The following is a 13,523-nucleotide window of genomic DNA, read 5'->3' on the forward strand; positions in this document are numbered from 1 at the left end:
CCGTCGTCGATAGTGCTCGGCGACATCCCTGGCGAGGATTCCGGCATATGACACCCTCGACTCGCGCGGAAATATGCCCATCGCCTCCGTGCTTCGCGATCGGTGCTCTCCTGGTGGTGCTTTCGCGCGGGGCGTGCGCACCACCGAGTACCGTGCCGACGACCTGACCATCGTCACAGCAGAATCCGATCTACCCGGCGAACTTTTCAAGTCTGGTTCGCGTCCGAGAAGGACGCCCCTGGCCGGGGCAGGGGCAAACCCTGTGTTCCGGCTGATCCGGGTCGATCTGGTCGCCCGGCCGTCAGCCAGGCATCGAGCCGGGTGACGGCGCTGTCGCGGGGGTTGTCGAGCGTGTTTGCACCGACATCGAGGAGATACCGCTTCATCAGTCGCAGTGCACCGCGTTCCAGTGACATCAGGTGGTCGCAGAGTTCGGTGGTGTGCTCGTCGAGTCGACCATCGGCTACGACACGACTGATCAGCTGTACGCGCAGTGCCTCCTCGGCCGATAAGGAACGCCCGGTGAAGATCAGATCCGCGGCCGGCTTGTGGCCGACATAGCGGGGTAGGTATTCCGCGACGATCAACGGGGCCAGTCCGTGGAGTACTTCGTCGAAGGCGAAGGAGGCACTCTCTTCCGCGATGGTCAGATCGGATTGCACAGCAAGGCCTGCCCCGAAGCCGAAGGCCCGGCCGCGGACAGCGCAGATGCTGATGCCGGGGAACCCACGTAGCGCGTCGTTGGCGGTGAGGATCATCCGAAGCGAGCTGTCACGGCTCAAACCCTCGACACGCTCGTTCTGATCGCGGCCCAGCGTGAACTCGTCGCCCGCGGACCGTATGACCAGTAAGAGGGCGTTCTCGATGGTCGCTGCTTCGAAGGCTTCGATGAGCAATCGCATCGCGTCCACGGTGATCAGATCGGTCGCGCTGTCGATGACCACGTCCATGACCGCACCGCGCAGTTCGGATCGGATCGGCTTGTGACGGTCCGGCACGATCACACTTCCTTCGGCGCAGGGGGAACACGCAGTCCACGACGTTCGAGGATCGGGACGACGTTGTCGACAAAGAATTCGAGTTCGGGCTGATAGTCGTAGAACCCGATCTGTACCCCGCCCACCCCGGCGCGCTGCAGGCCCTCGAGCTGGTCGGCGACTTCCGTGGGATCTCCGACGATCTGGATATGCCCGCCGACCACCCGATCCGCCGGTACATGCTCGGGCCATCCCTGCGCATCGCCGGCCCGGTGCCGGGCGTCGTAGTTGACGATCGACCCCGTGTCGGGGACCGCCGCGATCGCCTCGTACGCCGCGACCGCCTGGTCATGAGTTTCCCGGCAGACGATCATCGGGAAGACGATCGTACGGTGGTCCCGGCCGGTCCTCTCGTACGCGCGGTCGATCTCGGTGGTGATGGCGGGAATCGACTGCATCGCCTTCTCGTAGGGAGCACCCGACTTGCTGGAGGTGAAGATGATGTCGGAATGTTGTGCCGCGTAGTCGAAACCGGCGGCCGAGGCGCTGGCCGACACCATGATCGGGCGGCCGAAGGCCGGCCGGGGTGACACATAGGCATCCTGCAGGTCGTACCAGGTGCCCTCGAAGGTCAGATTCTCCGCGCCGAGCCAGAGATCCTCCATTATCGAGGCGAATTCGTCGGCCCGTCGATAGCGCTCGTCGTGTTCGATTCGTTTCATACCGAACATCAGTGGCTCGCGGGCGTCGTATCCCGTGACGATGTTGAGCCCGAAACGACCGCCGGCGATGTGGTCCGCTGTCGCCGCGAATCGGGCGAGCATCAGCGGATGCCAGGACCCGTAGAGGACGTGAACCGTGGAAATGGTGATGATGCGCGAGGTGACGGGAGCGAGCGCCACAGTGGAGATGAACGGGTCCAGGAAGTTTTCGCGGTAGTTCGATTCACCCCCGAAGCCACCTTTGCCGACCCACTGCTGGAGCCCGAATACGAAATCGAAACCCGCTTCCTCCGCTCGGGTCGTCAGCCGCCGGTTGAAATCGAAGTCCCATCGCGTTCCGCGGGGCAGCAGCGACTGGGAGAAGCCGCCGGTCTGTGTCGGTAAGAAGAGGCCGAGCATCAGTGGCTGCCGGGCTGCGTTCGACAGGGGACTGTGCGGGTCCTCGAGTGGAGACGGTGCGCGGTTGAGAGCGTGCGGCATATGCGGGTTCTTTCTTGTTCCTGGAGTTCGACCGGTACGGCGGTGGATCACACACCGTCGGGCAGCGGTCTACCTCTGGTCTCCGGCCCGATCACCGGGGTGATCAGAACGCCGATGCCGTAGGCGACACAACCGATAACGATGGCTGCTGCCGCGATGGATCCGAATGCCGTGATCAAGGCGGGTGTCACCAACGCTCCGATCGCGGCGGGAAAACGGGCGAGGTTGAAGACCACCGACATGGCGGTGGCACGAATGTTGGTGGGGAACAGCTCGCTCGGATAGAGCGCGAGCCAGGTCATCTGACCGAGCGTGAAGAAGCCGTTGACGAAGGCCAGTACGATCAGCTGTGTCCTGTTGTCGGGCACCAGGAAGAACACGGGCGTCATGATCACCGAGCCGGCGAAGAAGGCACACAGCACCGGTTTGCGACCGAGAATATCGGTGAGCCATCCCATGGCGAGGTAGCCCAGAACTCCCGCGGCGTTGTAACTCACGATCACCAACGTCATGGATGTGGCGAGATCGTCCACCTGGCCGGCCATCACCGACCGGGCGTACTCCGGTACCCAGGTCGATACCGCCCACCAGCCGAGCATGGAAGCCAGAGCCGCTACGAGCAGTCGCCAGACCTGGCGGCGCCGGGCCCGGTCGGAGAACAACTGGACCAGGTGGGGCTTCGCCAGAATTCGGCTCTCCGGTGCGATATCCGCGCCGGTGTTCACGAGGTCCTCGACCCGCCGTCGTTCGAGATCTGCCCGTTTCCACAGCACCGAATCCTCGACATTGCGCCGGACGAAAAGGACCAGGAGCGCGGGCAGGACCCCGATCACGTACATCCAGCGCCAATCGCCGGAATTGCCGTTGTTCACCAGCTGCCACAGCCCGGTCGCGAGGAGGAACCCGACTCCGAACCCGCTCTGCAGGAATGCGATACGACGCCCACGTGTCCGCGGCGCGGCAGTCTCTGAGACAAGGGAACTGCCACCGCCCCACTCGGCGCCCATACCGAGCCCGGTGAAGAACCGCAACACCAGCAGAACCGCGTAGTTCGGCGAGAGCGCGGTCAGACCGGCACACACGGCATACCACAGGATCGAGACCATCATGACGCGGCGACGACCGAACCTGTCGGCGAGTGTGCCGGAAACCAAGCCGCCGATGGCCCACGAAACCAGGGTGACCGCGAGGATGCCACCCACGTAGACCGGTGCCGTCTGAGAGGTTCCGGGGCCGACCAGGTCGTTGACCACCAGGGAGGCAACGAGCACTGTCGCGAACGTCTCGTACCCGTCGAACATCCAGCCGAGGTACGCGCCGGCAAACGCGTTCCGGCGTTGGGCTCGGGTTTCGACGACCGCTCCGGCGACCGGGGGCGATGTCGTGGTCACGACGGACTCTTGGTGGTCAGTGCGGGAATCCGCGCTGTCAGAAAATCTACCGCGGCGACGGCGACATCATGATCCTGTGCCGAGTTTCCACCGCTGATGCCGATACCACCGACCACGGCCCCGCCGTCCTCCACGATGTGGACGCCGCCGCCGATCGCGGTGAAGTGACCTCCGTTGGTGCCGTCGATACCCCACGCCGGCGCTCCGGGCCGGGAAACCTCGGCGTAGAACGTCGTATGGTTGCGCGCACCGGCGGAGGTGAAAGCCTTGTCGATCGCGATCGAGATACTCGTGGGCTTCGCGCCGTCTTCCCGTACGAAGGTCACCAGGTTGCCGCTTTCGTCGGCCACCGCGATACACATCGCGATACCGATCTCGGTGGCTCGGCGCCGAGCTCCCTCGACGAGAATCTCCGCTTCTTCCAGGCCCAATCTACGAATGGTCTGCATCAGTTCGTCACTCCGGAGTTCGTCTCGACGGCCGGCAGGTCCGGCCACGTCTTGGTTATCTCGGCAATGGCCTCCAGGACCGGCGCGGGCGGCGCGTCGAATGGGACGGCCGGTGATCCCAGCGGCCTGCCGATCGCTTGCATGGCAGCTTTCGCGAGAGGCAGCAGGCCGTGACCCGCCCACGCGGCCGGTAGGCGGGCGACCATCGACTGGGCACGTCCTGCTCGGGCAAGATCGGCCGCGGCCACGGCATCGCGAATTTCTGCCCCGACGAGCGTGAAAGGAGGCGGCATCATCGCGCCCGCCCCGCCGCTGAGGAGGATGGCGAGCATCGGTTGCACGGTCCCGAGATATTGCGCATGACCCGCGTCTTGAATTTCGGCGACCGCACGAAGGTTGCGCGATATGTCGCGTGAGCTGTCCTTCAGTGCCACCACGCCGTCGACGGCACATGCCTCGACGAGGAGATCGAAAGCGGGGTCGGCGCCGAGTCCCGGCTGGTGGTACAGCACGAGGGGCAGCGGGCTCCGATCCGCGACCTGCTGCACATAGGACAGCAATTCGTGCCGCCCGGGAGTTCCGCCCCAGGGGCGCTGCGGCAGCAGGAGCTGGCCGAACTCGGCACCTGCGTCCGCGGCGATCTCGGCCAGCTCGACAGCTTCCGCGACGGTGGGGGCGCTGATGCCGGCGAGCACCCTGGTCCGGCCCCGGAGTGCCTGAACCGCTGCCACGAGGAGTTCGCGGCGCTGCGGGTTTGTGAGAGTCCGGTATTCGGATACTTCGGCCCCCAGCACGCTGACTGCGTCGCAGTGCCCGGTCAGGAAGTCGTACTCACCTTCCAACAGACCGCGGTCGGGATTGCCGTCTTCGGCGAACGGGGTCAGCAGTGCGCCGACGACCCCTGTCAGCGGATTCATGTTCACTCCTCGATGTGTGTCGGTACCGCGGCGGATTACGCCGACATCAGGCGTCGCCTGGGCGCGGGCTGCCCAGCGTCCTGATCGCGTCGCGCGCGCCCCGCAGGGCCACGAGCGCGGTGTCCCGATCGACCCGGTGGTGGGGACCCACCAACGTGAGCGCCGTTGTTCGCAGACCGAACTCGTCGTACAGCGGAATGGAGACAGCCGATGCGTGGTCGACGAACGCGTCGACCGTATGAGCGAAACCGGCCGAGTGCACTGCCGCGATCTGCTCTTCGGCGGCCACCGCGACGCCGCTCGCCCGAAGGGACTCTCGCTGGTCAGCCGTGGTCGCAAACGCCAACAGGACAAGATTGGAGGCGCCGTCACGCAGCGGCAGCCGGCTGCCGACGCGAATATCGGCGCTGACCACCCGGTCGCTCTCCGCCCGCTGCACGATCAGCCCGGCGTCGTTGTCGAGCGCGGCGATCGTGGCGCATTCACCGGTGGCGGCGGCCACCTGTTCGAGAACTCGCTGGACTTTTTCGCCCAGTCCGGATTGCCGAAGTGCGGCCTGCCCGATACGCACGGGCAGCAGGCTCAGGTGATAGTGGCCGAGGGCGTTCTGTTCGACCCATCCGGAAGCCACCAGGGTCGAGAGCTGTTTGTGAACCGTGCCTCGCGACGATCCGAGCAGCTGAGCCAGCTCGGAAACTCCCACGGGCGCCGCGCACTGCGCCATGACCTCGAGCACCCGCAGCGTCTTCCGACTGGAAGTCAGGACGTGCGGTCCGGACTCGGCCACTGGCGTATTCGATACGGAGACGCTGTCATCAAACACGATACGAAGGGTGGTAGGCCGCCGACGTTCGATCAACGGTTGGGTGTCGCGTGATTCGTACTCTTGACGGTGAGGACATTCAGGTGTTAAAGGTCGCCGATGGCCTGGGCGGCGGGGGAACCATGACCCATCGAGAAGGTAGCCCCGGGGCCGCTGTCGGGACGGTCTTCAGCGCGGCCGCGAGCGTCGGAGTCACTCTCGTCGGAGTAGTGGATGACGAGCCGGCCCGGCCTGCGTCGTCGAGGCGAGAAGCGTAGTGCGCTGATCCCTTCTCGCCGGTATCGGCCGCGTTCGACGGGAGAAGACGATGGCCTCGACTTCTGACCCGGTGCCGCCGTTGCGGGGTTCGGTCCAACTCGGTTCGGGGTCAGGCCGAGCGGAGGCAGAAGGGATGTCCGGCGGGGCTGGCATAAACTCGGGAGCCCTGCTGGGCGGAGGCGACGATATCGTCCGTCGGTCGCAGTCGTCGGCCTCCGGCGTCGAGCACCCGCTCGTCGGCGGCCCTCGGGTCGTCCGTGGCGAGGTCGAAGTGCATCTGCTGGGAGATTCCTTCGGGCCATTGGGGTGGCTGATGACCGGGGGCGTGCTGGATCACGATCGTGGGGAATTCGTCGACCCGCAGAAAGTGGTGCGTCGGCGTCTTCGTGATCGAGCCGCCCAGCAGCCGGTGCCAGAACGCGCTCTCCCTCTCCGGGTCCGCGGCTTCGATGATCAGTGACGTCAGGCTGACGTTCATGGGTCTCCTCGATTCTTGTTCGATGTGTTCAGACCGCGGGGATGATGCCGCCGTCGACCCGGAACTGCGCGCCGGTGAGCCATTTGGCGCGGCCGGAGGCGAGGAATGCGATCATTTCCGCGACGTCCTCGGGTTGGCCGGGATGTCCCATGGGCACCTTCAGGTGGTCCACGATCTGCTGCTCGACGTCGTCGATGCCGACTCCTCGGCTGTCGGCCAGCTGCTGGAGATGATCGATCGCTCCCTCGGTGACGATGAAACCCGGCAGCACGCACACCACGCGCACACCGTGTTTTCCCACCGCCGTCGCCAGCTCGCGGCTGTAGGCGTTGAGGGCCGCTTTCGCCGCGGCATACGACGCCTCGGCAGGTTGAGGGAGGTGGCTGGCGATGGAGGAGACGTGCACCACGACGCCGGAGCCACGCTCGACCATCCCGGGGACGAGGGCCCGGTCGAGACGGACCGCGCTGAGCAGGTTCATCTCCAGATCGGCGAGCCAGGATGCGTCGGACCGCTCCAGAGTCGGCGTCGGCCCGGTTGCGGCTCCCGCGTTGTCGACCAGGACATCGATGCCGCCGACGCTGTCCAGTACGCGTCGCCCGAGTTCGGCGACTCCCGCCTCCGACCGCAGGTCGGCGGGAATGAAGGTAGCGGGCAAGTCTTGCGGGGGTGGTGTTCGCGAGGCCGTCACCACGATGGCACCGGCGGCGGCGAAGCGGCGGGCCGTCGCTTCGCCCAGGCCTCGACTACCCCCGGTCACCAGCACTCGCAGGCCGGCGAGCCCTTCGTGCTCGAACGTCACAGGCGTACTCCTTCGGTAAGGTGAACCCGACTCCGGAAACTGTACACATAAGCGGAGTCGGACTCACTTTATGGAGGACCGTTGCCGTCACCACGTCCGCTGCGCGCCGATGCCCGCCGCAATCGTGCAGCGCTGCTGGCCGCTGCGCGCGAGGCGCTACTCGCCGACAGTGACGCCTATGTGGAGGAGATCGCTCGCCGGGCCGGCGTATCCGTCGGCACCCTCTACCGCCACTTCGACACGCGCGAAGCGCTCGTCGCGGAGGTGTACCGGCACGAAGTGGCCGAGCTCTGCGCAACCCCCACCCGCCTGCTCGAGCTACACGCTCCGGACGAAGCTCTGCGCACCTTTCTGTTACTGCTCGTGGAGCACGCGGCAGTGGGCAGAGGTATGGGTGAGGTGCTGGAGAGCATCATGGCCACCGACTCTCCGGTCTTCGCCGACACCCGCAACGAGATGGCCGACGCCCTCGACGAGCTGCTCACCGCAGGCGTTGCCGCAGGGCTCCTGCGCGAGGGCGTCGGTGGGCGAATCGTCCTGCGTGCTCTCGGTGGCATCTGCGGATTGCGTACCGCCGGTTGGAAGGATGACGCGGTAAAGATCGCCACGATCATGTATGACGGGTTGCGTTACGGTGCAACGAAATATGGCTAGATCGGCCGGGTACTGATCCACCTGCGCGCCATCGCATTCCCGGATGGAAACACCCGCCGGAATCGCCGTACAGGCGGATTCCGGCGGGCGGATCACTGGCCGATCGTACGTCAGACGGCTTGCAATACTCCGTCGACGCGGCGGGGTATGGGCGTCGGCGACACGTCCCACAGCTCTGGCGGTAGGACGGACTCCGGCGCGTTCTGCCATGTCAGAGGGCGCAGGAACCGACGGATCGCCGTGGTTCCGACCGATGTGTGCAATGTGTTGGTCGCGGGCCACGGTCCGCTGTGGTTCTGCGCCCATGACACCAGAACCCCCGTCGGGTAGCTGTTGTAGGTCAGGCGGCCGGCCTTGTCGCGCAACATAGTCGTGAGCGCGAGAGTGGTCGCCACCTCGTCCGGCTCGGAGTGGATCGTGGCGGTGAGCGATCCCGGCAGCGCGTTCAACGCTGTCCGCAACTCCGCGTCGTCGGAGTAGCGAGCAACCACAGTGAGGGGGCCGAAGCATTCTTGTGTCGTGGTGTGCGACAGGTCTTTCGCATCAACGGTGATCACTGTCGGCGCCACACGGAATCCCGGCTCGTTGCCCGGTCGCGCCGCGGAATGCGTCGTCACGGCCGGGTTCTCCGCGAGCCGGGCAGCAATAGTGTTGTAGGAATCGAAGATTCGTTCATTGAGCACCACTGCCGGGGCGGCCGTTTCGATCGCGTCGACGAGGGCCTCGACGAGGGCGTCGCCCACTGGACTTGCCGGCACGAAAACCAAACCGGGTTTGGTGCACAGCTGGCCGGCCGATGCGGTAATGGAGGTCGCGAGTCCCGAGGCGATCTCGCCGGCGCGTGCGGCGCCAGCACCTGCGGTCACCACCAGTGGATTCAAGCTCGCCAGTTCGCCGTAGAACGGGATCGGCTCGTCACGCTTGGAAATGATGTCCATGAGCGCTTTGCCACCGCCGAGCGACCCGGTGAAGCCGACCGCTTTGATATTCGGGTTGGCGACCAAGTGGCCGCCGGCGCTCTGCCCGAAAACGATTCCGAGGACGCCGTGGGGCATGTTCGTATCGCGTGCTGCCTCGGCCATCGCTTCGAAGCACACGATGGAGGTTGCCGGATGTGACCCGTGAGCCTTGACGATCACCGGAGAACCAGCGGCGAGCGCCGACGCGGTGTCGCCACCGGGAACCGAGAACGCGAGCGGGAAGTTGCTGGCGCCGAACACTGCGACGGGCCCGATCGGGACCAGGAGTCTGCGGAGGTCCGGTCCGGGTCCCATCGGGGTGTCACCGGGGAGGTCGATAGTGGCCTCGAGGTAGGCGCCGTCGTCGAGAACGTCGGCGAACAATCGCATCTGATAACTGGTCCGAGTCAGCTCCCCGTTGAGCCGTGCCTCGGGCAATCCGGTCTCGGCGGTAGCGGTCTCGACGATGAGCGCGCGGGCGGCGTCCAGTTTGTCCGCGATGGCTCGCAGGAATTCTGCGCGCCGGGCCCTTCCGAGCACCTCGTACTCCGGGGCTGCGGTGGCGGCGAGGGCGCCCAACCGGTCGACTTCGTCATACGAGGTGGTCGACGCGGTGGTCGGTGTTTCGGCTCCCGTGCGAGGGTCGACGGAAAAGACAGTGCCCTCGGCGGTATCGGTGCTCACTGTGCGGCCACCTCCACGGTGTATTCGGCGTCGGGATGAGGGCGCGGAACCGGCGCCTCGAGGTGGTAATTGTTGGCTGTGTAGTCGTATCCCTCGAGTTCGACCTTCTGGCGACCGTCGTTCGCCGACGCGTAGAACGCCCGGATCTCGGTGATGAGGCCGGTCTCGGGATCGAACTTGTACCACTCGTCGCCGCGCAGGAAGCTGTCGGTCCGTGTCCTGTAGTGCGTCCATTCGATGACGGCTTGCAGGGATTCCGGCTCGCCGATGAGTCGTTCGATCGTCCACGCCGACCCGGCGGTCAGCGTCAAATGGCGCCAGTTCTCGGCGATCGTGCGATTACCTACCCATGGTCCGCCGATGCCGGGTGGGAAATAGTGCACGGCGTCTTCGGTGAATGTGCCGGCCATCTTCTCGACGTCGGCCTCGTTGCAGCCGTCGAAGTACAGGCGAATGGTCGATTCCATTCGTGCGCGCTGAGTTTCACGGTCCAAGTCCTTGAATGCGGTCATGCCGGAGCTCCGTTGATCGACGGTTCGGTGCCGTCTTTCCAGACCAGGTACTCGGCGCGGGTCTCGTCGTCGGGTGGGTAGGTGCCCCACAGCGCGGCGCCCGCTCGCACGCGGGCGTGCAGCCACTGCTCGAGCTCTTCCTGCTCGATCGACGGCTGAACAATTTCGGTGGCTATCGAACGCGGAACCACGACTACGCCGTCGCGGTCGCCGACCAAGATATCGCCTGGGTAGACGGCGACACCGGCGCATCCGATCGGAACTTGCAGGTCGGCGACGTGAAAAGAGGCCGGTCGGGTAGTGGCGGTGATACCGCGCGAGTATGTCGGGAAATTCAGACTGCTGATCGCTGCACCGTCGCGGAACGCGCCGTCGGTGACCACCCCGGCGGCACCACGGGTCATGGCCCGGGTGATGAGCATGTCGCCTGCGGATGCCGCGGTGATGTCGCCGCGGCTGTCGACCACGAGTACCTGGCGCGGACCGACGGCCTCGACCGCCTCCCACTGCAGGACATTGCCCGTGCGGTAGGGGTCGTCCATCGGGTCGATGTCCTCACGAGCGGGAATGAACCGCATCGTGAAGGCCTCGCCGACGAAGCCGGTGAAGCCTTGACCCACTGGGCTGATCCCGACGAGGAACGGTTGGCGGATCCCCCGCTTGTAGAGCTGCGTCGACAGCGTTGCGGTGCTGACACGCGACAGGAGTTCGAAGACGGAGTCGTCGATGGGTTGCGGGACTGGCGCTTTCGCCAGTTCCTCGGAGATGGGGCGTGCGTCGTCGGGCATATCGACCTTTCGCTTGTAGTCTCATTGGATACGATAATCTCTCATTCATCGAGACGCAATATCATCTGTTGACCCTCGGAGGCGGCCATGAAGTACGGAACGGTGCACCATGAAGGACGCGATCGGGTAGCCGTTCGCGCGAGTGACGGTTGGATGCTGACCTCATCGACATCGATGCTCGACGTGATTGCGCATGGGAAGGCGGGGCCCGCTCGTCGGAAGCTGGTGGATCCCGAATTCCTGGCCCCTTACCGCCCGCCCACGATCTTCGGAATCGGGCTCAACTATTACGACACCGTTCGCGAGATGGGCTGGGACGTCCCCGAGCGCCCTTACCTGTTTCCGAAGCTGTCGTCCAGCGTGTGCGGACCGAGTGACTCGATCGTGGTGGACGAGAACGTCACGACGCGGGCGGACTGGGAGGGCGAACTCGCGGTCATCATCGGAAAGCGCACGCGGGGTGTCGCACCGGAGGACGCGATGGGCTCAGTATTCGGCTATACCGCCGCGAACGATGTGTCCGCACGTGATGTCCAGGCCGACGATGGCCAGTGGGTTCGCGGTAAGGGGTTGGACACCTTCTGTCCGCTCGGTCCCGTGGTGGTCACGGCCGATGAGATCGAGGACCCTCGGAACGTCTCCATTCGAACCTGGCTGAACGGTTCTGTCGTACAGGATGGTTCGACGGCCGACATGATCTTCGACGTCGCGTCGCTCATCAGCTACTGCTCCACGTGGTTCACACTCGAACCCGGTGATGTGATCCTCACCGGGACACCATCCGGGTGCGGTGACTTCCGTGATCCGCGTATCGCCCTGATCCCCGGAGACGTTGTCGAAGTAGAGGTCGCCGGCATCGGCCGACTCAGAAACCCCGTGACGGCACCGGCATCGGCCACCTCCCGCTCGGTGCCCTGACCATATCCGACGGGAACGATCCCGCCCCGGGTGCCGGGACGGGATCGTCGGTAACTCGCGCGTCAGCGTGTCGGCACAGGGGTCATCGGCTCGTCGAGGTCGTGATCCCCCTCCGCCGTCGACATGTCCTCCGGCGGGATCTTCGAACCGCCCACCAGCACCGCGATGACCGAGACCACAGCCATGAGGATCAGGTAGAGCGCGACGGGCCAGTAGCTGTCGGCCCATCCGAGAAGCGCGGTAGCGACGATGGGGCTGAGGCCGCCCGCGATCGGCGAGGCCAGTTCCTTCGAAGTAGTGACACCGGTGACGCGCACGCGCGGTCCGTACAGCGAGGACAGGTACGCCCCCATGGTCGCGGACATACCGCGCATGAACACGCCGTACATCAGGATGAGCGCCAGCCAGACCCCCCAGGTGGCACCTGTGTTGAGCAGCCAGAAGAACGGAAACGCGAACAGTGCGACAGCGGCTGCCGAGCCGATATAGAGCTTGGAAACCCCGATCCGGTCGCCGAGTAGGCCGAACAGCGGAAGGGTCACCAGACTCACCGCCGAGGCAAGAAGAACACCGGTCAAGCCGATGTCTTTGCTCATGCTCAAGAACACGGCGACGTAGGTGATCGTGAAGGTTTTCGTCAGATAGCTGGTGCCGTTTTCGGCCAGCATGGCGCACGCGCCGACAACGAGGCTGCGAGGCTGCCGACGCGCGATCTGGATGATGGGCTGCTTGACCTGACGCCCTGATTCCTTGATCTCCCGGAACGACTCGGGCTCGGAGACCTTGAGCCTGATCCAGACTCCGAGCGCGACGCCGACCGCACTGATCAGGAACGGGATTCGCCATCCCCACGACATCAATTGGTCTTCGGGAAGCAAGGTGACGAGCGAGAAGATACCCGCTCCGAGCATCGTGCCGGCAGCCACGCCGAACATCGTCAGGCTGGTGAAGAAGCCCCGGCGTTTCGCCGGCGCGTGTTCGGCCACCAAGGTAACCGAACCGCCGTACTCCGCCCCGGCCCCCAGACCCTGAATCACCCGCAAGGTGAGCAACAAGATCGGCGCGAGAATGCCGACCTGTTCATAGGTGGGCAACAGGCCGATCGCGGTGGTCGCGATACCCATCATGACCAGGGTGATCGTCAGCAGCGCGCGCCTGCCCATCCGGTCACCGATCGTTCCGAAGACGACTCCACCCACCGGCCGCACGAACACACCGATCGCATTGATGACGAAGGCCAGCAACACGCCGGTCAGCGGGTCTTCGCCGGGGAAGAACAACGCTCCGAACACCAGCGCGGCCGCGGTGCCGAACAAACTGAAGTCGTACCACTCGATGGTGCTACCCACCACGCTCGCGATGGTCGACCGTCTCAGGTCCGCTTTTTGTTTCGGGGTCTGTTCGTCCATGAGAGACCGGCCTTCCGAGATCTTGATGGTTGCGACATAGTATCAATGAGCGGGATAACGCTCTTCAGGAGTTGAGAGTGCCGTCACACCACGAAAAGCGCAAGCAGCTGGCAGAGATTCCTCACTGACCGGGACCTCGAGTGCTTCGGTCCCAGCGGCCGGGAACGCCGGGCGCATCGATTGACCGGCAGGAACGAGATGGCTACCGTCGCGGCTCGGGCATTCTTCCGGCGCCGACCTTCGGACGTAGGCCGCCGCCGAATCGACACTGCGTCTTACGCGGTGCACACACAGGGCATTCC

At 65.1% G+C, this 13,523-nt stretch carries 14 protein-coding genes; 2 read left to right on the plus strand and 12 right to left on the minus strand.

What is annotated here, in order from left to right; genetic code table 11:
• Positions 1-206: 206 nt before the first annotated feature.
• The 8 genes from IEY68_RS13025 to IEY68_RS13060 form a co-directional block, all read right to left on the minus strand.
• Positions 207-998, minus strand: coding sequence for an enoyl-CoA hydratase/isomerase family protein (locus IEY68_RS13025; protein ID WP_156426080.1), 792 nt, complete (start codon positions 996-998; stop codon positions 207-209).
• Between the two features lie 2 nt (positions 999-1,000).
• Positions 1,001-2,179, minus strand: coding sequence for an LLM class flavin-dependent oxidoreductase (locus tag IEY68_RS13030; protein ID WP_058853931.1), 1,179 nt, complete (start codon positions 2,177-2,179; stop codon positions 1,001-1,003).
• 47 nt (positions 2,180-2,226) lie between these two features.
• Complete coding sequence (locus IEY68_RS13035) at positions 2,227-3,570, minus strand: MFS transporter (RefSeq protein ID WP_058853930.1); 1,344 nt, start codon at positions 3,568-3,570, stop codon at positions 2,227-2,229.
• Positions 3,567-4,019: a GlcG/HbpS family heme-binding protein gene (locus IEY68_RS13040; protein WP_058853929.1), complete on the minus strand. Its 453-nt coding sequence runs from the start codon at positions 4,017-4,019 to the stop codon at positions 3,567-3,569. The genes IEY68_RS13035 and IEY68_RS13040 overlap by 4 nt, the downstream gene beginning before the upstream one ends.
• Entirely contained in the window at positions 4,019-4,936 is a 918-nt protein-coding gene (locus tag IEY68_RS13045) for a dihydrodipicolinate synthase family protein (protein ID WP_058853928.1), read from the minus strand. The genes IEY68_RS13040 and IEY68_RS13045 overlap by 1 nt, the downstream gene beginning before the upstream one ends.
• A gap of 46 nt (positions 4,937-4,982) precedes the next feature.
• Positions 4,983-5,723 (minus strand): IclR family transcriptional regulator, encoded by a 741-nt coding sequence (locus IEY68_RS13050; protein WP_058853927.1) that lies wholly within the window; start codon positions 5,721-5,723, stop codon positions 4,983-4,985.
• A gap of 403 nt (positions 5,724-6,126) precedes the next feature.
• Positions 6,127-6,495 (minus strand): VOC family protein, encoded by a 369-nt coding sequence (locus IEY68_RS13055; protein WP_058853925.1) that lies wholly within the window; start codon positions 6,493-6,495, stop codon positions 6,127-6,129.
• Positions 6,496-6,523: 28 nt separating this feature from the next.
• Complete coding sequence (locus tag IEY68_RS13060) at positions 6,524-7,297, minus strand: oxidoreductase (protein ID WP_058853924.1); 774 nt, start codon at positions 7,295-7,297, stop codon at positions 6,524-6,526.
• Positions 7,298-7,378: 81 nt separating this feature from the next.
• On the opposite strand from IEY68_RS13060, the gene IEY68_RS13065 reads away from it, so the two are divergent.
• Entirely contained in the window at positions 7,379-7,951 is a 573-nt protein-coding gene (locus IEY68_RS13065; RefSeq protein WP_063001101.1) for a TetR/AcrR family transcriptional regulator, read from the plus strand.
• A gap of 110 nt (positions 7,952-8,061) precedes the next feature.
• On the opposite strand, the gene IEY68_RS13070 is transcribed toward IEY68_RS13065, so the two are convergent.
• Genes IEY68_RS13070 through IEY68_RS13080 form a run of 3 tightly spaced genes read right to left on the minus strand, consistent with a single transcriptional unit; the run spans position 8,062 to position 10,894 of the window.
• A complete protein-coding gene (locus tag IEY68_RS13070) occupies positions 8,062-9,594 on the minus strand; it encodes an aldehyde dehydrogenase (NADP(+)) (RefSeq protein ID WP_058853923.1) in 1,533 nt (510 codons plus the stop codon).
• Positions 9,591-10,106 carry a nuclear transport factor 2 family protein gene (locus IEY68_RS13075; RefSeq protein WP_058853922.1) on the minus strand — a complete coding sequence of 172 codons (516 nt, stop codon included), beginning with the start codon at positions 10,104-10,106 and terminating at the stop codon, positions 9,591-9,593. Before IEY68_RS13075 ends, IEY68_RS13070 begins: the two co-directional genes overlap by 4 nt.
• Entirely contained in the window at positions 10,103-10,894 is a 792-nt protein-coding gene (locus IEY68_RS13080) for an RraA family protein (RefSeq protein ID WP_199804886.1), read from the minus strand. The genes IEY68_RS13075 and IEY68_RS13080 overlap by 4 nt, the downstream gene beginning before the upstream one ends.
• An 87-nt stretch (positions 10,895-10,981) precedes the next feature.
• Here IEY68_RS13080 and IEY68_RS13085 point away from each other — a divergent pair, with 87 nt between their 5' ends.
• Entirely contained in the window at positions 10,982-11,812 is an 831-nt protein-coding gene (locus IEY68_RS13085) for a fumarylacetoacetate hydrolase family protein (protein ID WP_082681200.1), read from the plus strand.
• A gap of 62 nt (positions 11,813-11,874) precedes the next feature.
• Here the strand turns inward: IEY68_RS13085 and IEY68_RS13090 are convergent, their stop codons facing one another.
• A complete protein-coding gene (locus IEY68_RS13090; protein ID WP_058853920.1) occupies positions 11,875-13,221 on the minus strand; it encodes an MFS transporter in 1,347 nt (448 codons plus the stop codon).
• Positions 13,222-13,523: the final 302 nt, after the last annotated feature.

The sequence above is a fragment of the Nocardia jinanensis genome, from assembly GCF_014645735.1.
Classification (GTDB): domain Bacteria; phylum Actinomycetota; class Actinomycetes; order Mycobacteriales; family Mycobacteriaceae; genus Nocardia; species Nocardia jinanensis.